The organism is Polaribacter litorisediminis, assembly GCF_019968605.1.
In the GTDB taxonomy this organism is placed as follows: Bacteria; Bacteroidota; Bacteroidia; order Flavobacteriales; family Flavobacteriaceae; genus Polaribacter; species Polaribacter litorisediminis.
Genome location: NZ_CP082966.1, coordinates 2443666 through 2464376 on the forward strand (window position 1 = coordinate 2443666; position 20711 = coordinate 2464376).

General features: G+C 31.8%; 16 protein-coding genes. 15 read left to right on the top strand and 1 reads right to left on the bottom strand.

Going from position 1 to position 20711, the window contains the following annotated elements; translation table 11 throughout:
• Positions 1 to 11 precede the first annotated feature (11 nt).
• Positions 12 to 3104 (bottom strand): PAS domain S-box protein, encoded by a 3093-nt coding sequence (locus tag K8354_RS10480; RefSeq protein ID WP_223439405.1) that lies wholly within the window; start codon positions 3102 to 3104, stop codon positions 12 to 14.
• 453 nt (positions 3105 to 3557) lie between these two features.
• Between K8354_RS10480 and K8354_RS10485 the strand changes: the two genes are divergently transcribed.
• The 15 genes from K8354_RS10485 to K8354_RS10550 all read left to right on the top strand — a co-directional run bounded on the left by K8354_RS10485 (position 3558) and on the right by K8354_RS10550 (position 20711).
• A complete protein-coding gene (locus tag K8354_RS10485; protein ID WP_223439407.1) occupies positions 3558 to 4907 on the top strand; it encodes a UDP-glucose dehydrogenase family protein in 1350 nt (449 codons plus the stop codon).
• Between the two features lie 7 nt (positions 4908 to 4914).
• Positions 4915 to 5853 carry a UDP-glucuronic acid decarboxylase family protein gene (locus K8354_RS10490; protein WP_223439409.1) on the top strand — a complete coding sequence of 313 codons (939 nt, stop codon included), beginning with the start codon at positions 4915 to 4917 and terminating at the stop codon, positions 5851 to 5853.
• Positions 5854 to 6544: 691 nt separating this feature from the next.
• Positions 6545 to 6928 carry an Hpt domain-containing protein gene (locus K8354_RS10495; protein WP_223439411.1) on the top strand — a complete coding sequence of 128 codons (384 nt, stop codon included), beginning with the start codon at positions 6545 to 6547 and terminating at the stop codon, positions 6926 to 6928.
• Positions 6929 to 6932: 4 nt separating this feature from the next.
• A complete protein-coding gene (locus K8354_RS10500) occupies positions 6933 to 7319 on the top strand; it encodes a response regulator (protein WP_223439413.1) in 387 nt (128 codons plus the stop codon).
• Between the two features lie 160 nt (positions 7320 to 7479).
• Positions 7480 to 8685 carry a sugar transferase gene (locus tag K8354_RS18685; protein WP_302850505.1) on the top strand — a complete coding sequence of 402 codons (1206 nt, stop codon included), beginning with the start codon at positions 7480 to 7482 and terminating at the stop codon, positions 8683 to 8685.
• A gap of 26 nt (positions 8686 to 8711) precedes the next feature.
• A complete protein-coding gene (locus K8354_RS10510) occupies positions 8712 to 9461 on the top strand; it encodes a TolC family protein (RefSeq protein WP_223439415.1) in 750 nt (249 codons plus the stop codon).
• Positions 9462 to 9465: 4 nt separating this feature from the next.
• Entirely contained in the window at positions 9466 to 11844 is a 2379-nt protein-coding gene (locus K8354_RS10515) for an exopolysaccharide transport family protein (protein WP_223439417.1), read from the top strand.
• Positions 11845 to 11862: 18 nt separating this feature from the next.
• On the top strand, positions 11863 to 13212 hold the full coding sequence (locus tag K8354_RS10520) for a lipopolysaccharide biosynthesis protein (RefSeq protein WP_223439418.1): 1350 nt from the start codon (positions 11863 to 11865) through the stop codon (positions 13210 to 13212).
• Positions 13213 to 13241: 29 nt separating this feature from the next.
• Positions 13242 to 14729 (top strand): O-antigen ligase family protein, encoded by a 1488-nt coding sequence (locus tag K8354_RS10525; RefSeq protein ID WP_223439420.1) that lies wholly within the window; start codon positions 13242 to 13244, stop codon positions 14727 to 14729.
• A gap of 80 nt (positions 14730 to 14809) precedes the next feature.
• Positions 14810 to 14935 carry a hypothetical protein gene (locus K8354_RS18690; RefSeq protein WP_302850506.1) on the top strand — a complete coding sequence of 42 codons (126 nt, stop codon included), beginning with the start codon at positions 14810 to 14812 and terminating at the stop codon, positions 14933 to 14935.
• 109 nt (positions 14936 to 15044) lie between these two features.
• Positions 15045 to 16247 (top strand): glycosyltransferase family 2 protein, encoded by a 1203-nt coding sequence (locus tag K8354_RS10530; RefSeq protein WP_223439422.1) that lies wholly within the window; start codon positions 15045 to 15047, stop codon positions 16245 to 16247.
• A gap of 28 nt (positions 16248 to 16275) precedes the next feature.
• A complete protein-coding gene (locus K8354_RS10535; RefSeq protein ID WP_223439424.1) occupies positions 16276 to 17349 on the top strand; it encodes an acyltransferase family protein in 1074 nt (357 codons plus the stop codon).
• 11 nt (positions 17350 to 17360) lie between these two features.
• On the top strand, positions 17361 to 18521 hold the full coding sequence (locus K8354_RS10540) for a glycosyltransferase family 4 protein (RefSeq protein ID WP_223439427.1): 1161 nt from the start codon (positions 17361 to 17363) through the stop codon (positions 18519 to 18521).
• A gap of 6 nt (positions 18522 to 18527) precedes the next feature.
• A complete protein-coding gene (locus tag K8354_RS10545) occupies positions 18528 to 19439 on the top strand; it encodes a glycosyltransferase family 2 protein (RefSeq protein ID WP_223439429.1) in 912 nt (303 codons plus the stop codon).
• 57 nt (positions 19440 to 19496) lie between these two features.
• Entirely contained in the window at positions 19497 to 20711 is a 1215-nt protein-coding gene (locus K8354_RS10550) for a glycosyltransferase (RefSeq protein ID WP_223439432.1), read from the top strand.

Sequence of the window (20711 nt, forward strand, 5' to 3'; positions counted from 1 at the left end):
GATTGGTCTTTTTAAACAATAGAGCTACTTGTTTTACCTATCCATATGCTTATAATTTCAAGAAATTTTTCTTCATCAAAAGGTTTTGATAAATAATCATTCATACCAAATTCTATACATTTCTCTTTTTCACCCTTCATAACATTCGCGGTTAAAGCTATGATAGGTATATCTAACTTTAATTCTTCTCTAATGACTATGGAGGCATCGTGCCCATTTAAAATTGGCATCTGAATATCCATCAAAACCAAATCACAGGTATCATTTCTTAAATAATCTACAGCTTCTTCACCGTTACTCGCCTCTATAATAGTAACTTCGTAGTCCTTTAATATCACCTTGGCTACCATTCTATTCATTAAATTATCATCAACAACTAGTATTTTCTTTCCTTTTAAATTCGTTGAGGTCATCACTATTGTATTTTTTATCTTTAAATCTACTTTTTTTCCTTTTTCTAAAGCAAAGGTAATGGATATTGTTGTTCCGGTACCTATTTCACTTTCAACTAAAATATCGCCTTGCATATTATCTACTAAAGATTTAGTAATTGCCATACCTAAACCAGTTCCTCCATAGTTTCTAGCTTTGTTTTCATATTCTTGGGTAAATTTTTCAAATAATTTTTTTAAAAATGAGGGATCCATCCCAATTCCTGTATCGGTTACTTTTATTTCTAAATCCTGATAGGTATCATGGTCTTTTAAAACTCGGCAACTAACATCTACACTTCCTACCTCGGTAAATTTGATGGCGTTTGAAATGACATTAAGTAATATCTGGTTGAGTCGATGCGGATCTCCTATTAATATGGGCGATAGTTGAGTGTCATAATAAGTATTTCTCAACTGAATTCCTTTTTCTTCTGCTTTGTATTGCATTACATTCAATGCATTTTCAATAACCTCTTTTAAATTAAAAACTATTTTTTCAAAAGATAATTTATTAGCTTCTAGTTTCGATAAATCAAGAATGTCATTAATAATCACCAATAAATTTTCGGAGGCTGTTGAAATAATATTCAAATAATTATGCTGCTCGTCATTTAATTTTGACTTTTGTAATTGCCTACTCATCCCTATAATTGCATTCATGGGTGTTCTAATTTCATGGCTCATATTTGCCAAAAAATTATGTTTAGAGCGTGCTAATTCCTCAGTAATCTTCTTAGATCTTATGAGCTCTTTCTCCATTAAGATACGTTTTGTTATATCTACCGCAGAGCTAATTACATAAGGCTCTTTACCTTGCTCTTCCATTAAATAATTATTATACAACGTGTAAATAATATTTCCTTCTTTGCCTAGCATTCGTAAAGTTCCGCTTGTTATTTTATTGCTTTTAAAAACGTCTAAATAATTTTCTTTAAAAAGAAGTTTATCCTCTTTAGAGATAAAATCTGAAATATAATGGTCTACATACTCCAACTCAGTATACCCATAAATTTTTGCAACCATAGGATTTGATGATAAAATTTTACCCTCTAAATTGTGTGTTGTTATAATGGCAAGACTATTATCAATTAAATCTCTATATTTTTTTTCACTTTCTTTAATTTGATTTTGATTCGCCTTTACATTCGTGATATCTTCTTCGATGGCGAAAAAATTAGTTAATTTCCCGCTTTTATCAAAAACTGGCTGTCCTTTTATTCGTAACCAATAGCCTTCACCTGTTTTTTTATAATTATATACCTCACAAATAAAAGGTTTAGCAGCTCTAATTTGTTGCCTCATATAAGCTACTGTTTCTAAATCGGTCTCTTTTCCTTGTAAAAAGTTCCCTGGCTTATGCCCTTTTACTTCTTCAAATTTATAGCCAGAAATAGTTTCAAAGGCATTATTTACCCATTCTATATTGGCATGGGCATCTGTAATGATAACAGCATTCATTGTTTCTTGAACAATGAGGGATAGCTTTTCTAATTCTTGTTGGTATGTTTTCTGTTTGGTAATATCTTCTTCTGTAGCAAAGTAATTAGACATTTTTCCGTTTTTATCAAAAATGGGTTGTCCTTTGATGCGCAACCAATAGCCTTCGCCGGTTTTTTTATAATTATAAACTTCGCATGTAAAAGGTTTCAAATCTTTAATTTGTTGCCTCATATAGGCTATTGTTTCCTTATCAGTGCCTTCTCCTTGTGAAAAAGCACCTGGCTTTTTACCTATTACTTCATTAAAAGAATAGCCAGAAATTTCTTCATAAGCTTTATTTACCCATTCTACTTTTCCTTTAGAATCTGTTATAATGACAGCATTCATGGTTTCTTGAACAATGATTGATAACTTTTCTGATTCTAACTGATGCTTTTTTTGTTTGGTAATATCTCTTGCATAAATATTAATATATCCCTTGGATGGGGATGCAATACAGACAAAAGAATAAATTTTTTCATGAGCACTTGCCTCAAAATTCCATCTTTCTGTTTTGTCATCAATTTCAGCTGCTATTACTTTAAAAAAAGCATCAATATCATAAATTTTACCCTCATAATCTATAAAATTAAGATGTGAAGCTGCTGGGTTTTTTAACATTAAATCTCCTTGAAAATTAATCCTGATATTAGGATCGAGACTTTGTCTAGAAAACAAAGAAATATCGTAATATTCTTTATTTTTGGCTTTTACGTCTTTCTTATTCTTTTCTAAAGTTGTTAATTTTTTCTGAAGTTCTGCATTCTTGGCTTCTGAAATTTGTAACTGATTCGCAATCTCTGAAAATGGGTCATTTTTAGCAAAATCATCATCCTTTGGCTTGCCATTAAAATCCTGATTCTTTGCATTACATAAAGTGGAACCTAAGAATAATATTTCTTCGGAATCCTCTATATATTCAAATTGACCTTTTAGTGTTATTTTTTTATCCGAACATAATGCTACTGTAACCGTCTGGTCTTGCAAGTCAATAAAATCATCAAAAGAATTTATAAGTGTTGATGGACTTACCATGGAAAAAAGCTGGTGGATATCTTGTGGTTTTTGAAAATCGCATAATTTATGCAGCGATTTCCCCAAGGCAACCACGTTTAAGTCTTTATTGATAGCAATATAAAAAGGGAAAAGTTTGTTAATTTGAACTTCGTTAAAAGTGTAGGGGATTTTCATAATTTAACAAATTAATTTTATGGTTTTTTACTCTTAAAGATTTATTTATTTGAAGGTTGCATATCTCTATTTTTAATATGCGTACTACCTTTAAAATTACTCATAAATTTTAAACAATTGTTAAGAGTATGTTTTTTTTGTTCATCAAAACACGAGATTTCCTTAGATATTTGATATAATCATTAAAAAATACGCGTATTCGTTATCAAATAGCTATAAATATAAGTAAATTTTATCATAACATAAATTCTCAAAGACAAGAAAAAGATTATTTTTTCATAAACGGACACTTTAAGAAAACAAATGTAACATTTAGGCGTATAAGTGTAGTACCCATAAAAACAAAAAAGAACTCAAAGAAAACTTTACAAATTTTTTCTATTTTTGATAATTCTATTTTCATATATTTTTGTACATTTAGACTATTAAAAAACCCTTAAACTATAATTAAATATGAATGTTACAATTGTTGGAAGTGGCTACGTTGGTCTTGTTACTGGAGCTTGTTTTTCTGAGGTAGGTATTAATGTTACTTGTGTTGATATTGATGAAAAGAAAATTGAGAACCTAAAGAAAGGAATTATTCCAATTTATGAGCCTGGTTTAGAAAACATGATTACCAAAAACATGAAAAAGGGGCGACTAAGTTTTACAACCAATATTGCTGAAGCGCTAGAAGATTCTGAAGTATTATTTATTTCTGTTGGTACACCACCTGATGAAGATGGTAGTGCCGATCTTAAATATGTTCTTGCTGTAGCTAGAGATTGTGGGAAGCATATGAATGATTATATGCTCGTTGTAACCAAAAGCACTGTGCCTGTAGGAACTTCTAGAAAAGTAAAAAAAGCGCTTCAAGAAGAATTAGACAAACGAAATGTTGATATTGAATTTGATGTAGCTTCAAACCCCGAATTTTTAAAAGAAGGAGCTGCAATTAACGACTTCTTAAAGCCCGATAGAATTGTGGTTGGTTTAGATAGCCAAAGAGCGGAAGACTTAATGAAAAGTTTATACAACCCCTTTACACTGAACGGTCATCCTGTTATTTTTATGGATATTGTTTCCGCCGAAATGACTAAATACGCAGCAAATGCTATGCTTGCTACAAAAATTAGTTTTATTAATGACATTGCCAATTTATGCGAAATTGTTGGTGCCGATATTAATAAGGTAAGAAAAGGAATCGGTTCAGACTCAAGAATTGGACCTAAATTTATTTATCCAGGAATTGGTTATGGTGGTTCATGTTTCCCCAAAGATGTGCAAGCACTCATTAGAACAGCTGGTGAACATAATTATGATTTACAAGTACTTAAGGCAGTTGAATCTGTTAATAAATTTCAAAAACTAGTTTTATTTAATAAAATAAACACTTATTTTAACGGAGATTTAAAAGGCAAAACAATTGCTATTTGGGGTCTTTCCTTTAAACCTCAAACAGACGATATGAGAGAAGCGCCATCTTTATACATTATAAAGAGCCTTTTAGAAGCAGGAGCTACTGTTAAAGCATACGACCCCGTAGCGATAGAAGAAGCAAAACATCATTTTGGCGATACTATTACATATTGTGAGGAGCAATATGAAACGCTAATTGATGCAGACTGTTTAGCGATACTTACAGAATGGCCAGAATTTAAATTTCCTAGTTTTAAAATTATCACAAAACTATTAAGTAAACCTGTAATTTTTGATGGTAGAAATATATATGATAGAGCGCAAGTTAAAAGAAATGGTTTTGAATATTTTTGCATCGGTGTAAATACTTTAGAAAACGAAGAATCTTTAAAACTAAACTAAACATATTATGATTAGAAAAAAAATTCTAGTAACTGGCGGCGCTGGTTTTGTGGGCTCACATTTGTGTGAACGCTTATTAAAAGAAGGCAACGAGGTATTTTGTTTAGATAATTTTTTTACAGGTCAGAAACAAAATGTAGTGCATCTTTTAGACAATCCATATTTTGAATTAATCCGACACGATGTTACATCGCCTTTCTTTATTGAAACAGATGAAATTTATAATTTAGCTTGTCCTGCATCTCCTATTCATTATCAATACAACGCCATAAAAACAATGAAAACATCTGTTATGGGCGCTATTAACATGTTAGGTTTAGCAAAACGAGTGGGCGCAAAAATCCTGCAAGCTTCTACAAGTGAAGTCTATGGAGATCCGTTAGTACATCCGCAACCTGAATCTTATTGGGGTCATGTAAATCCTATTGGAGATAGAGCTTGTTACGACGAAGGAAAAAGATCTGCAGAAACGTTGTTTGTAAATTACCACAAACAAAACAATGTGAATATTAAAATTATTAGAATCTTTAATACATATGGTCCTAATATGCATCCGCATGATGGTCGGGTAGTTTCTAACTTTATTATGCAGGCATTGCAAAATCAAGACATAACCATGTATGGAGACGGAAAGCAAACTAGAAGCTTTCAGTATGTGGATGATTTAGTAGAAGGTATGATTAGACTTATGAATTCTAGAGATGGTTTTACGGGGCCTGTAAATGTTGGTAATCCTAATGAATTTACCATTCTTGAATTAGCTCAAAAAGTAATAGAACTTACCGGTTCTTCCTCTAAAATAATCTATCAACCTTTACCATCAGACGACCCAATGCAAAGACAACCCGATATATCGCTGGCTAAAAAAGAATTAGATTGGTCTCCAAATATACAATTAGAGGAAGGTTTAAAAAAGACGATCGCTTTTTTTAAGACAACCCTTTAGGTTCAAGCTTTCAATGTAGTTATTGTCAAAACTTAGGTCACGAATATAGAGTGTAGACGATCACAAGTAATTAAAATTATTCCGATTTTTTATAAGGGCTATTCATAAAGCTTGATAGAAAATCGGAATTGTTTTATCATCTATTTTTAATCAACACTATCTTAACTTAGTCAGTTGATAGACATAATTCGCTAAAAAAATCATTGACTAGCATTCTATTTTTCAGCATAACTCGATGAGCGAAAACAAGATTTTAAAAACATTGAATTCCAATTCTGTTTTAAAATTACTGTAAAATAGAAAAATAAAGCATTGCATTCCTAACAGCTTCTTCTTATATTGAAATAGAAAGGAAAAAAAGGCATTTTATTAAGGTCATTTCTGTGCAGAATTGATATAAGTTATCGCTACTGGTAATTAACTTCATTTGAGATTTTGCATAAAACAACGCTATCTACATTTATTACTCCTTATTAGTTGATTAAAAAAGATACTTGTACGCTTAAGAATCGAAGTTATTAAATCCATAAGTTTTAAAAACATTGTAAAAAAGTAAAACAAAGTGGAAAAAATATATTCTAAAATACTCGCTTCGAAACGACTACATTTTTCTAGTTAAAGTTTTAAATATTTGTTAAAATTAAAATTAAAATTGTACTTTTATACATTGTTCAGTTAAACAAATACTAATATGAATTTACCCCAAAACTCAAATATCCCCGATTCTCAATTATACGATCTTGCTGTAATTAACAAAATGTGTCGCAACAATGAAGACCAAGTTTTAAACATGGTTAAGGTATTTATTGACCAAATTTCGGAATCGATTCAAGGCATTAATACCGCTTATTCTGAAAAAGACTTTATAAAAATTAAAAGTTTAGCCCACAAAATCAAACCCCTTTTTACTTATTTTGGAACCGCTGTCTTAGAGAAAGAATTTCTTTTAGCCGAAGAACTTTTTTCAACAAGAACAGCATCTACTGAATTAGAATTAAAACTCACCAATTTTAACGAAATAGCAAAAGAGGTTATTAATGTAATGAAAAATGATTTTAATCTAATTAATAAATAAAATTATGAAGAAAAAAATACTAGTTGTAGATGATGAAATAAGCATCTGCATGTTATTGCAAAATTTCCTTTCTCAAGACTATGAAGTTGTTACCTTATATAATGCTATGGAAGCAATGGCATGGCTTGAAGAAAACCTACCAGACCTAATTATTTCTGACATACAAATGCCAGAAATGGATGGTTATGATTTTTTGACCAAAGTACGTCAAAAAGGATTTACAAAACACACACCTGTTGTTATGTTGTCTGGACGAGCAGAAAGTAAAGAGCGTATAAAATGCTATAGACTTGGTGCGCAAGATTATCTTACAAAGCCTTTTAATCCTGAAGAACTTGAAGAATTGGTGAAGAAAAACCTGCATCCAATTCACTATGCTATAGAATGGTAAACACTGATAATTCTTGGTAATACCATCGAATTATATAGAAGAAAGTGTATTGATAGTGCAATGAGAACTTTAAGTTGTTAACTTTTCTTCTATATTACCAACAAATGCATTTGATAATTCTAAAGATTAAAGACAATATTATAACTTAATAAGAGTACCCATGAACTCAACTATTAATATTTTATATATTGGTAATAACGCAAATTACCTGCTCCAAAACAATGATAAAAACCGGTTTATCACAACCATAGAAAACAGTGTAAAAGCCACCAAATATCTACAATCTAGTAAAAATACAGACGCTATAATTTGCGATTATAATTTACCAGGAAACAACGGAATATTCCTTTATGACTGGCTGAGAGCGCAGCGCGAATACGATGCTATTCCGTTTGTACTGCTCGCCAATGAATTTAATATTGATATTTATAAAAAAGCGTTTAAAAAGCGAATCGATGATTATTACGTGCAATCCGTTACCAATGCAAATGACATTTTAGAGAGGGTTGATTTTCTTTGCAAACACAGAAAACCAATAAGTAAAAAAGTAATACCTAAGATTAAGATAAAAGATCAAGGTTATAAAATGCCACTATCAAAACGTATTTTTGATATTTTGGTGGCATCTTCCGTTCTGCTTGTAGCTTCACCATTTTTATTACTTATTATTTTAGCCATTCGATTGGAGTCAAAAGGAAAGGTATATTATATTTCAAAACGTGTTGGCAGAAAAACATTCGATTTTTACAAATTAAGATCTATGCGAACAGGGTCTGATGAATTATTAAAAAAATTAGCAGCCGAAAAAAATCAATATAAAAAGGAAGAAGTAAAAGCAGAAGATAGCTCTTTAGATATTCCTTGTCCTAGATGTAGTGCGCTACCAGAGGGGCAGTCATGCTCGCCTATTATGCATATTGATACACATCAAATATGTGATTATTGGTTTAATGTTCAAAAAAAGGAAGCTGCTAAAAACAATTCCACATTTGTAAAAATTGTTGATGATCCACGGATAACAAAAGTTGGAAAATTTATACGAAACACGAGTATTGATGAATTGCCACAATTGATCAATGTATTAAAAGGAGATATGTCTATTGTAGGCAACAGACCTCTACCTGTTTATGAAGCAGAAGTGTTAACTGGAGATGATTTATCAAAAAGATTTTTAGCACCTCCCGGAATTACAGGTTTATGGCAAGTAGAACTAAGAGGTAAAGGCGGACAAATGTCTGAGGAAGAGCGAATGCGATTGGATAATGAATATGCAGATCAGTTTGTGGACGATAATTATTCTTTTTGGTATGATATTAAATTAATTTTAAGAACCATACCCGCTTTATTTCAGTCGGATACTGTGTAATTTTTAAAATGTTAATTAAAATAAAAATGAATAAGCTTTTTCATATAATCTCAATTTTGAGTTTAATGATTATTTCTTTTAATAATATACAAGCGCAAACCTCTGAATTTGAAGAAAGTTCTTTAAATGATCGTAGATATCAATTTCCTCCGCTGCAAGCTATTATAGATTCTGTCATAAAGCGCAGTGCTAAAGTAGCTTTTAGAGCGAATAACGTTAGTTCTAAAGAAGCTACATTAGCAACCGAACGCATACATTGGTCAAGAAATATGGGAGTTTCAGCAGATACCAGATATGGTAATTTAAGTAATTTTGCAAACACTGAGGATGGGCTCACGAATTCTCAGGCTTTAACTACCGCAAGACAGTTTACTTATAGCGTAGGTATTTTTTTAAAGTTTCCTTTATTTGATGCGATCAACAGAAAACATCAAATAAAATTAGCAACCGCTGAAGTTGATGCAGCAAAAAGCATGGCCGAATCACAAAAAGAAGAAATTAGGCAAACTGTGATTGCCATGTATCAAAATTTAATATTAAAAGAAAAATTACTGCAAATAAGGTCGAGGATGCTTGGTGATGGGAGAGTGAATAAACAAATGGTTGAAAAAGAATTTAGAAATGGTGTAGTACCACTATCAGAATATGTCAGAATCAGCGGTATGACAATAAATATGGAAGCAGCTTATGAAACGGCTATGTCCGAATTTATTACAGCCAAACAACTATTAGAAGATATGGCTGGGTTTGTATTTGAACTAAAACTTTCAAATTAAAAAGATGACTATAGTAGACTTTGTAAGATTAATATGGAAGCACATAGTATTATTACTATTAGTGCCCATATTGCTAGGTTCTTTAGTTATTGTGCTTACCATGGATCCTTCCTACACCTACTCTTCTGAGACCATTTTATATACTGGTCTTGCCACAGGTTCATCGATTGATATGGAAAAGAAATTTAGTACCTCGGCTACCAATGCTGCATTCGATAATTTAATTAACATCATAAAATCAAGAGATACAAAGGAAGAGGTTGCGGTAAGGTTATTCGCTCTTCATATTATGCTGCCAGAAGCAAATCCTAAATATATATCAAAGGAGTTATATGATGAACTTAAGCTTAAAGTTCCTGAAAATATATACGAGTATATTGAAACTGGAAACAACAAACCAGTGAATACTGGGGATACTTATGTTGTAAAAAATCCACTTCCTCCAGAAATAAATCGCTACAACTACGAAAAAACAGTTCAAAATTTATTAAAGTTAATGAGAAGTAGCACCGACAACTTTATGTACGAGGTGTTTAATTTTGATGAAAACAAGCATTATTCTCGCAAAGCGGTATCTGATATCAAAGCACAAAGAATAAATAGTAGTGATTTAATTAAATTGAGTTATACGGTCAATGATCCAGGAATTTGTCAACAAACACTTGCCATTTACAATAGTGTTTGTATTGTTAATTATAAAAATATCAAAGAAAATAGGTCCGACGCAGTTGTTAAATATTTTCTAAAAGAATTAGAAAATGCGAAACTAAATTTAAAAGAGGCAGAAAACAGACTTCTTGAGTTTAATAAAAGCTCTAATATTATCAACTATTACGAGCAGAGTAAAGCGGTTGCTGTAGTAAAAGAAGATATGCAAGTTAATTACAAAAGAATTAAAGCAGAATTAGCAGGTCTGCAAGCAGGAAAAAGAAAATTCGAAGAAAAATTAAAAATACAAGAAGTAATTCAGGAAAAGAATAATGTGATTCTTGATAAAAAGAAATTACTCGGAAACCTGAATTTTAAAATTGCACTAGCGCAAGCCGAAATTGAATCTAGCAATAAAGACATAGATTTAAAAAAAATTACTGATTTAAAAAAGCAGTCCATACAATTAACAAATGCTATCAAAGAAGACGTCGATGAATTGTATACGTATCAAAACTCTATAGATGGTTTACCCATTTCTCAAGTACTTCCTGGTTGGATGAATAATGAGGTTGAAGCTGAAAAAATGAAAGCTCAAATTAGAGTCATCGAAGGTCAAAATAATGACTTTCAGGAAGTATATGCGGAGTATGCTCCCGCAGGTGCCAATATGAAAAGACTAGAGCGCGAAATTGATGTCGCCGAGCGAGGATACTTATCAATTCTTCATAGCTTAAGTTTAGCAAAGTTAAAATTACAAGACAGTGAATTATCATCCGATTTAAAAACAGTAGACCCTCCCTTTTTCCCTTTAAAACCAAACCCTACAAAAAGAGCTATATTAATTATTGCCGCCGCATTTTTAGGAGGAATCCTAACTTTAGGACTCATTTTTGTAATGGAATATTTTGATGATAGCTTAAGAAACTCTGTTAAAGGAACTAAAGAAACAGGTTTTGAATCGTTAGGAATGATTCCCAAAATTTTGTTAGATTCCAGAGGTATAAATTTACCTTTTATTCAAAAACGTTTGAGAGAAATCATAACTCAAAAAATTATTCATTATTTCGGAATTCAAAAAATAAATCAAAAACCAAAAACGATTATTGTTTTTAGTACGCAAAAACTAGAAGGTAAAACGGTCGTTGCTGGTAATCTTGCTAAAACGTTGAAACAGGAAGGTAAAAAGGTGCTATATCTTAATTATGATCAAAAACAAAAACCTCTTAAACCAAAGAAAAAATCTCCTATTTTAACTAAAATGTTGGGCTACCCTGATCCTCGTATAGATGTAGATAATGAATTTTTAGCGCCTGCCTCTACCTACCTTGAGGCATCTGAATACGGTGTATATAAAATAAATAGCAAGTTTTATGATGTTGAAAATTACACAGATATTCTGGCACAAAATAATTTAGTTGCAAAAGGTCACCTAGACTTCGTAATTATAGAACTTCCGGCAATTATCTACCATAATTACCCTTCAGAATTAATTACAAATGCTGATTTAAATATTTTAGTATGCCGTTCAAATAGAACCTGGTCAAAAGCAGATAAAGCTGCCATCCATGCTTTAAAAGAGTCTTGTGATTCAAAAATTAAAATAATTATTAATGGAGTTCGACTCAATGAGATTGAATCACTTCTTGGAGATTTACCAAAAAAGCGTAACAAAGCTAGAAAAAAGTTAAAATCAATGTTCAAATTCCAATTTCTAGCAAAAAGTGAAATATAAAAACGCTGAATAATGAAAATGATTAAAAAAATAGTGCGCGAAGATAATTTCTTATCCCTATCCGGTAATATTGTTATTGCTGTTTTAGGTATTGGAGGATTTGCCTTGCTAGCTAGAAGTTTATCTTTAGATGTCTTTGGTGAATGGGTGCTATTCATTACAGGCGGCTCTTTTGTTGAAATGTTTCGGTTTGGAATTACCAATACAGGTTTGATACGTTTTTTATCTGGAGCAGATGAAACCTCTCGATATAAATTGATAGGATCAAATGCGTTAATTGGCCTGGGCTCGACCACGCTAATTGCCATAATTTTAATGGGCTGCTATACTTTTTTCAATGAAACCATTACAAATTCTGGCTACAACCTGTTTTTTAAATGGTATCCTGCATTGGCTTTTTTAAATTTACCATGGAATAACGCCTTAGTAGTACTGCAAGCAGATAGAAAATATGGTAAAATATTAGCCGTTAAATCAATAAAAAGCGGATTGTTTTTTTTGGTGATTCTGGTACACTTCTTTATCATACAAATGTCTTTAAACCATTTAGTTATTGCGTTATTAATTATTAATGCAATTACCTCTCTGATCACCATAACATTAGGTTGGGACGGAACAAAATATATTGTAAAAGCAACTTCAGAAACAAATAAAACCTTATTAAATTTCGGAAAATACACAACGTTTACGTTAATAGGCTCTAATTTATTAAGAAGTGCAGATACGGTTATTATTAGTTTAAGCCCTATGGGTAGCGCTGCTGTAGCGCTATACAGTATTCCTCTAAAATTAATAGAAATACAACAAATACCTTTACGAAGTTTTGTTGCCACTGCTTTTCCGAAAATGTCTAAAGCTAGTGTTCAAGGCAACGTAAAGGAAGTAAAAGAGTTATTCTATTCTTATTCGGGCGCACTGACTTATTTGTTTGTAATTATGAGTTTGTTCACTTTTATTTTTGCTGATTTTTTAGTGTTAATGCTCTCAGGAGAGCAATATCTAAAAGCGGACCCTGTTACCGGATTTAATGTTGCAGATATTTTACGTGTATTTTCTGTCTATGGTCTTTTATTACCTATTGATAGAATGACAGGAATTGGTTTGGATAGTGTTAATAAACCAAACATTAATGCTATAAAAGTGTTTATAATGGTAGCTGCCAATGTTATTGGTGATTTTATAGCCATTTTTATTTTTGAATCTTTAATGCTTGTGGCAGTGGCCTCCATTGTCTTTACCTTAATCGGAATATGGATGGGTATGTATTTTTTAAATAAAGAACTAAAGTTGTCTTACAGAGAAATTTTTTCAAGTGGAATTGAATTTTATAAAACCATTTTTAATAAAATTAAGAACAGTCGTTTTTAAGGTTAGGTAACATTAACGAAAGATATGTAATGAATAATAACAAGGATACAAACCCTTTTGATAAATTATCAGGATCCGCTATTTTAGAGAATCCTAAGGTTATTTTATGGGTGTTCTTATCCGTATCCTTTATTGCAATCATCGTAGCAAAATTAAAAGTAGCTGGAGTTGGTCTCTTTTTAGCACTCCTTTTTGGTGGCGTTTTTATTTATATCGTCTTTAAAAATCCTATTATAGGTTTTTTTACGGCAATTGCTTATAATTTTGTTGTTTTAGGAATTGGACGCTATATTACAGGCCTACCTTTGGGTTTTGGTATTGATGGCCTTATACTATTAACAATATTAGCCATCATTTTTTCTAAATTTAGAGATCGGGTAGATTGGTCTCCCGCTTATAGAGATATAACGATATTAGCTGCAGTTTGGCTTGGTTATTTCATACTACAAATTGGTAACCCAGAAGCAAGAATGATAGAACCTTGGATTGCTGGTCGAGGTATTGGTTTTTACTTTTTCTTCTTTATTGTACTAACTTTTATGTTAATAAACACCAATAAAAGGTTAGATGCCTTTTTATATGTTTGGGGTGCTTTTTCAATACTTGCCACTTTTAAAGGAATTGTTCAAATGGTATTTGGAGTTGATGCTGCAGAACAGGCTTGGTTAGACAGAGGAGGGGCCGTAACCCATGTATTGTTTGGCAAGCTAAGAGTATTTTCGTTTTTTAGTGATGCAGGTCAATTTGGTGGCAATCAAGGATATGCAGGAGTTGTCTTTCTTATATACTCGATGGCTAAAAAAGGAATTCCTAAAATATTTTTTATCACGGTTGGCGTATTAGGTTTATATGGGATGCTTATCTCAGGCACAAGAGGCTCTATCGCAGTACCTTTTGCTGGTTTTATGACCTTTTTTGTTTTAAGAAAAAATATTAAGATAATTAGTGCGGGGTTTATATCTGTTGCACTCATCTTTATCTTTTTTAAGTACACAATGATTGCCAATAGCAATGCTCAAATAAGAAGAATGAGAACAGGGTTTGACCCTAATAATCCGTCTTTATTGGTTAGAAAAGCAAATCAAGAAATACTAAAAGGATATTTGGCCTCTAGACCTATTGGAGGAGGTATTGGTCATGCAGGCGATAAAGCACAACGTTTTTTACCCAATGCATTCTTATCACACGTAGCTACCGACAGTTGGTATGTTATGATTTGGGCAGAAATGGGTATCGTGGGTTTATTCATGCATTTAGGAATCTTATTTTATGTGATAGGAATGGCATCTTTCAAGGTAATGTTTAGAATTCGAGATCCAAATACAAAATTTAAAATGAGCGCTTTAATTTCAGGTATGGCAGGTGTTATGTTAGCTTCTTACGGAAATGCAGTATTGGGTGGTATGCCAACTTCTCTGTTGTTTTATTCATCTATGGCAATCATGTCTAATCCTCAAATTTTTGAAGAACCCATAATAGAAGAGGAAAAAACTGAATTAATTAAAAAACTGAATTAATTATGCTATAAAATTTATAAAAAACTTAAAAATAGTGCTAAAAGTGTCATAACCCATAAATACCCCAAAAATCAATCATCATGAATCACATACAGCTAAAGGAATTAACGAATAGAATACTTCAAAAATTAACGGGTAATACTTGTAATTTTAAATGGAATGAATCTTTTTTGCATACTGCTCAAAACATGAATTACGTCACCTAAATTACATTGAAAACCAAAAAGTTAAATCAAAAAACAGGTAGCTACCTTAACTTGATTTTTAAAGAAACTAAAATTATTCAACTCGTTTTTTAATTATAAAACATTTATTATGTTCGCATTTAATATCATACAAATTATTTTATTGATTCTTTTGGGGTTAGCAACGCTATATATTTTTATATTTTCAATAGCCAGCCTTTTTTACAAACAGAAAACCTATTCAGATAACGGCAATATGAAAACAATGGCTGTTCTTGTGCCAGGTTATAAAGAAGATCAAGTTATTATTGAAGTTGCAAAATTAGCTTTAGAACAAGACTATCCCTCAAATCTTTTTGATGTCATTATTATTGCAGATTCTTTTAAAGAAGAAACTTTGACCACTTTAAAAACTTTACCCATAAAACTCATAGAAGTAAGTTTTGAAAAGAGTACAAAATCCAAAGCTTTAAACAAAGCCATGGCAACTTTAGAGAGGGCCTATGACATCGCTGTAGTTTTAGATGCAGATAATATAATGGCTCCAGATTTTTTACAAAAAATAAATGCCGTATTCGAAAATGATTTTATTGCAGTTCAGGGGCATAGAACCGCTAAAAACACAAATAATTCATGGGCTATATTAGATGCAATTAGTGAGGAAATAAACAACAACATATTTCGAAAAGGTCACAGAGTGTTAGGACTGTCGTCTGCTATTATTGGCTCTGGAATGGCATTTAGATACCCCTATTTTAAATCATTAATGTCAACGGTTACGGCAATAGGCGGCTTCGATAAAGAGATTGAGCTAAAAATGTTAAAAGAGGGTCGTAAAATTGTGTATTTAGATGATGCTTTAGTTTTTGATGAAAAAATTCAAAAATCAGAAGTATTTGGCAACCAACGTAGACGTTGGTTATCGGCTCAATTTCATTACTTTAGAAAAGATTTTTTGAATGCCTTAAAAGATTTAATTTTAAAAGGAAATATCGATTATTTTGACAAAGCCATTCAATTTATACAGCCACCAAGAATTTTATTATTAGGCGCTGTTATACTTTTTAGCATTGGTTTTATTGTTGCCAATTACTTTTTAGAAAACCAAATTATGTACACTCAGTATTGGATTGTTTTAGGGGTAGCTTGCGTCTTATCATTTATTTTTGCTGTACCCAGATCCTATTATACCTTAAAAACATTAAGTGCTTTGGCGAGTTTGCCAAAAGGAATGTTTATGATGCTGCTATCTTTACTTAAAATTAAAGGAGCTAATAAAACATTTATTCACACACAACATACCTCAAGCTCAGAAGAAATAAGTTCTAAATAATTCTCTTATAATCCCCTAACTAGAACTAATGAAGTATAAAAAACTACAAAAACTTGAAGCAATCCGCGGGTTTTCTGCGCTTTATGTGGTGCTTTTTCATATGCTTCCGCAAAAAATATTTCTTTTCGGAATTAACATAGGCTTTTTTTTTCGCTTTGGCTCAGAGGCCGTAATTATGTTTTTAATATTAAGCGGATTTGTCATAAAATATTCTTGGGAAAAATCGGCAGACACCTCTTTTCGAAACTACTTTTTTAAACGATTTATCAGAATTTACATTCCGTTAATTTTTATCTTTATACTAGCCTATGCTCTAAAAAGCTATGCAGAAGGTGGTTTTGCAGATCCTGAATGGAAAACTCTTTTGGGTAATCTCTTTATGTTGCAAGATGTAATTTCATTAAAACCAAATGTCATTTCTCCTACCTATATGAGAAATGGTGTGCTTTGGTCCCTATCTTACGAATGGTGGTTTTATATGCTCTTTTTTGTGCTCGTGAAATATATAGAAACCAAAAAATTAAATACTTGGGTAAATATATTGACGATTATCGCAACGATATCTTATCTTTTTTATCCATTTATACTCAATAGAATTGTCATGTATTTCGCCATTTGGTGGATTGGTGTGCGCTTTGCAGACATTTATCTTAAAGGAGAGGCCGATACGTTTAAATCGATGCAAAAATACAGCTATGTTTTACTCTTTATCATAGCACTACTAGGACTCAATTTTTACATCAACTTTAACGATACAAAAATATATGCCTATCCTCTGGTAGCGTATCCATTTGTTGCATTAAGACATTTTGTTTTTGCATTTTTAGCAATGCTAGCAGGAATTACTTGGAACAAATTAAACTGGATAGGATTTGATAAAATATTCGGAGTTTTTAAACACTTAGCTCCCTTCTCTTATGTCATGTATATTTCGCATCATTACTTAGTGGTAGAAGCATCCTATCTACAATTTATCAATAATAAAATAATTGAATATACATTCTACGTCCTTTTAATGCTTCTCTTTTCGTATCTTGTAGAGGTCGTTATTTATAGCAAAATTAAAAAATGGATTACAAGTTATTACGCAACTAATTTTTAAATTAACACATTATGAAAATAGGTATAGAAGGACAAAGACTTTTTCGAAAAAAGAAACATGGCATGGACATGGTTGCTTTAGAGCTTATTAAAAACCTCCAAATCATCGACAAAAAAAATCAGTATTATATCTTTGTAAAACCTGATGAAGATAACGATGTTCTGCAAGAAACCGCTAATTTTAAGGTGATAACACTAGAGGGTGGCTCCTACCCTACTTGGGAACAAATAGCCTTACCAAAAGCTGCAAAACAATACGGTTGCGATATTTTACATTGCACTAGCAACACAGCACCTTTTTTTACAGACATTCCTTTAATTACCATACTGCACGATATTATTTACATGGAAAGCAGCTATCTACAAATCTTAAAAAGTAGTGCTAGCACCTATCAAAAATTCGGAAATATCTACAGAAAACTAGTGGTTCCTAGAGTTGTAAAGAAAAGTAAAAAAGTAATTACAGTTTCTCATTTTGAGAAAAACAGAATTGGCGAGTTCTTTGGCATGAAAGGGAATGGCAAACTCGATGCCATCTATAACGGTGTAAGCGAACACTTTAAACCAGTTACCGATAAAAAAGAGCTAAAAAGAGTAAAAGACACATATAACTTACCCGATAAATATTTCTTTTTCTTAGGAAATACAGATCCTAAAAAAAACACAAAAGGAACCCTTAAAGCATTTTCAGATTTTTTAAAACAAACGGGGTCAGATCATAAACTCGTAATGCTTGATTATGACAAAGTTGAACTGCATAAACTTTTAGTTGAAATTAATGACACCAATCTAATCCATAAAATTGTATTAACAGGCTACGTAATCAATACCGATTTACCTGCTATTTATGCGCAATGCGATATCTTTTTATATCCTTCGCTTCGAGAAAGTTTTGGTATTCCGATGTTAGAAGCCATGTCTTGTAATGTACCTGTTATTACATCAAACACCTCATCCATGCCAGAGGTTTCTGGCGATGCAGCTCATATTATTGATCCTTTTAAACCAGAAGAAATTACAGCAGCTATTGTTAAAATTTTAAAGGATGATGTGTATAAAAAAGCACTCTGCAACAAAGGTCTTGCTAGGAGCAAACAATTTTCTTGGCACAATATGGCAAAAGAGTATTTAAAACAATATGAACTAATTCATTCAGAAAAATCTACAAAATAATAGACTATGGATATAAAATCTCAATTCCCCATGGTATCCATCGTAAGTGTAAATTACGATCAACCTGAAGTTACTTGCGAAATGCTTGCTTCTTTGCGAAACGTTACCTATCCTAATTTTGAAACATTAATTGTAGACAACGGCTCTCCGACAAAATCTCCTGATAGTATCAAGCAAAAATATCCTGAAGTTCAATTAATCATCAGTAAGAAAAATTTGGGTTTTGCTGGCGGAAATAACATTGCTTTAAAAAAAGCAAAAGGAGATTATATCTTGTTATTAAACAATGATACCGAGGTGCAACCCGACTTTTTAGAAAGTTTAGTAACATTGATGGAATCCGATAAAAAAATAGGAATTGCAAGTTCTAAAATTCTTTATTTTTATGAAGATAACATCATACAATATGCCGGAGCATCGCCTATAAACCAGATTACTTCTAGAGGGAGACATTACGGATATAAAGAAGTAGATACGGGACAACTTGATAAAATAACAGAAACCGCCTATCCTCACGGTGCATGTATGATGATCAGAAAAAGTGTTTTAAAAGAAATAGGCTTGTTATATGAAGGTTATTTTCTTTATTATGAAGAACTTGATTTTGCAGAAAGAGTAAAACGAGCAGGATACACAATTTATTTCCAACCAAACTCTTCCATCCTTCATAAAGAATCTATTTCTACCGGTAAAAATAGTCCTTTAAAAACCTATTATATGAATAGAAATAGGGTGTTGTTTGTAAGAAGAAACACTAAAGGAATTACTTTTTTGCTAGCAATGATCTATTTCTTTCTGATTTCGCTTCCTAAAAATACGCTTAAATACCTGTCTGATAAAAAACATTTATCTGCGCTATATAGAGGAGTGCTATGGAATATTAGAAATTTTGATATTAACAAAAATCAGGAGTTATGATAGCACATTTACATCTTTCTAGTCATACTTTAAGAAACTTCGAAAAAACAATACATCATGATCAAAGGTAAAGACATCATCGTAGTTGGCATACAGGCTTGGGATATTGAAATTGGCAGTAATTGTAAAAATATTGCTGTGGAGATGAGTCGTGAAAATAGAGTTTTGTACGTCAACTCTCCTTTAGACAGAATTTCACAATTTAAAGAACGGAATACTGAAAAAATTAAAAAACGGCTTCGTATTAAATCTGGTAAAGAGCCTGATTTGGTGAGTATTGGATCGAACATGTGGACCTTATACCCTAAAACTACCATCGAATCTATTAACTGGATAGGGTCTAAAGGACTTTTCGACTTTATAAATAGAATGAATGGAAAGAAATTCACCAACGACATTAAAATTGCTATTGAAACCTTAGGCTTTAAAGATTTTATTCTTTTTAATGATAGCTCCATGTTTTTAGGACAATATTTAAAAGAATTTTTGCAGCCTAAAATGTATGTGTATTATATGCGAGACTACCTTACAAAAAACCCGTATTGGAAAAAACATGGCGTAAGGCTTGAACCTAAATTGATAAAAAATGCAGATCTTGTTGTAAATAATTCAACATTATACGCAGAATACGGCTCGCAATTTAACAAGCATAGTTATATGGTTGGTCAAGGCTGCGACACCAGCTTATTCAATGATATTGAACGTAACATCGTTGCTTCAAAAGATTTTGAGGGACTTGCAAAACCCATTATTGGTTATGTGGGATTTTTATCTAGCCGAAGATTAAGTATTGAAATTATAGAACATATGGCAATCACCAAACCAGCATGGTCTATTGTTTTAGTAGGGCCTGAAGACGATAATTTTAAAGCATCCAACTTACACAATCTAAAGAATGTCCATTTTTTAGGAAGTCGTGATTCTTCAGAACTTCCAAACTACATTAAAGGCTTTGATATTGCCATGAATCCGCAGTTAATAAATGATGCCACTATAGGAAACTATCCTCGAAAAATTGATGAATATTTAGCCATGGGTAAACCTACTTTAGCCTCCGCAACAAAGGCAATGGATTATTTTAAAGACTACACTTATTTGGGAGTTACGAAAGATGATTATGTAGCGCTAGCAGAAAAAGCTCTAAAAGAAAACTCCAAAGATTTAGAAATGAAACGCAGAGCCTATGGAACCAGCCATAGTTGGGAAAATAACGTAAAAGAGATTTATAAATATATAAAGTTAGTAGCCCAAGAAAAGGGAATTAAAATTTAA

Coding starts and splice junctions, on each gene's coding strand:
- K8354_RS10480 (WP_223439405.1), bottom strand. CDS start 3,104: ATGAAAATCCCCTACACTTTTAACGAAGTTCAAATTAACAAACTTTTC.
- K8354_RS10485 (WP_223439407.1), top strand. CDS start 3,558: ATGAATGTTACAATTGTTGGAAGTGGCTACGTTGGTCTTGTTACTGGA.
- K8354_RS10490 (WP_223439409.1), top strand. CDS start 4,915: ATGATTAGAAAAAAAATTCTAGTAACTGGCGGCGCTGGTTTTGTGGGC.
- K8354_RS10495 (WP_223439411.1), top strand. CDS start 6,545: ATGAATTTACCCCAAAACTCAAATATCCCCGATTCTCAATTATACGAT.
- K8354_RS10500 (WP_223439413.1), top strand. CDS start 6,933: ATGAAGAAAAAAATACTAGTTGTAGATGATGAAATAAGCATCTGCATG.
- K8354_RS18685 (WP_302850505.1), top strand. CDS start 7,480: ATGAACTCAACTATTAATATTTTATATATTGGTAATAACGCAAATTAC.
- K8354_RS10510 (WP_223439415.1), top strand. CDS start 8,712: ATGAATAAGCTTTTTCATATAATCTCAATTTTGAGTTTAATGATTATT.
- K8354_RS10515 (WP_223439417.1), top strand. CDS start 9,466: ATGACTATAGTAGACTTTGTAAGATTAATATGGAAGCACATAGTATTA.
- K8354_RS10520 (WP_223439418.1), top strand. CDS start 11,863: ATGATTAAAAAAATAGTGCGCGAAGATAATTTCTTATCCCTATCCGGT.
- K8354_RS10525 (WP_223439420.1), top strand. CDS start 13,242: ATGAATAATAACAAGGATACAAACCCTTTTGATAAATTATCAGGATCC.
- K8354_RS18690 (WP_302850506.1), top strand. CDS start 14,810: ATGAATCACATACAGCTAAAGGAATTAACGAATAGAATACTTCAAAAA.
- K8354_RS10530 (WP_223439422.1), top strand. CDS start 15,045: ATGTTCGCATTTAATATCATACAAATTATTTTATTGATTCTTTTGGGG.
- K8354_RS10535 (WP_223439424.1), top strand. CDS start 16,276: ATGAAGTATAAAAAACTACAAAAACTTGAAGCAATCCGCGGGTTTTCT.
- K8354_RS10540 (WP_223439427.1), top strand. CDS start 17,361: ATGAAAATAGGTATAGAAGGACAAAGACTTTTTCGAAAAAAGAAACAT.
- K8354_RS10545 (WP_223439429.1), top strand. CDS start 18,528: ATGGATATAAAATCTCAATTCCCCATGGTATCCATCGTAAGTGTAAAT.
- K8354_RS10550 (WP_223439432.1), top strand. CDS start 19,497: ATGATCAAAGGTAAAGACATCATCGTAGTTGGCATACAGGCTTGGGAT.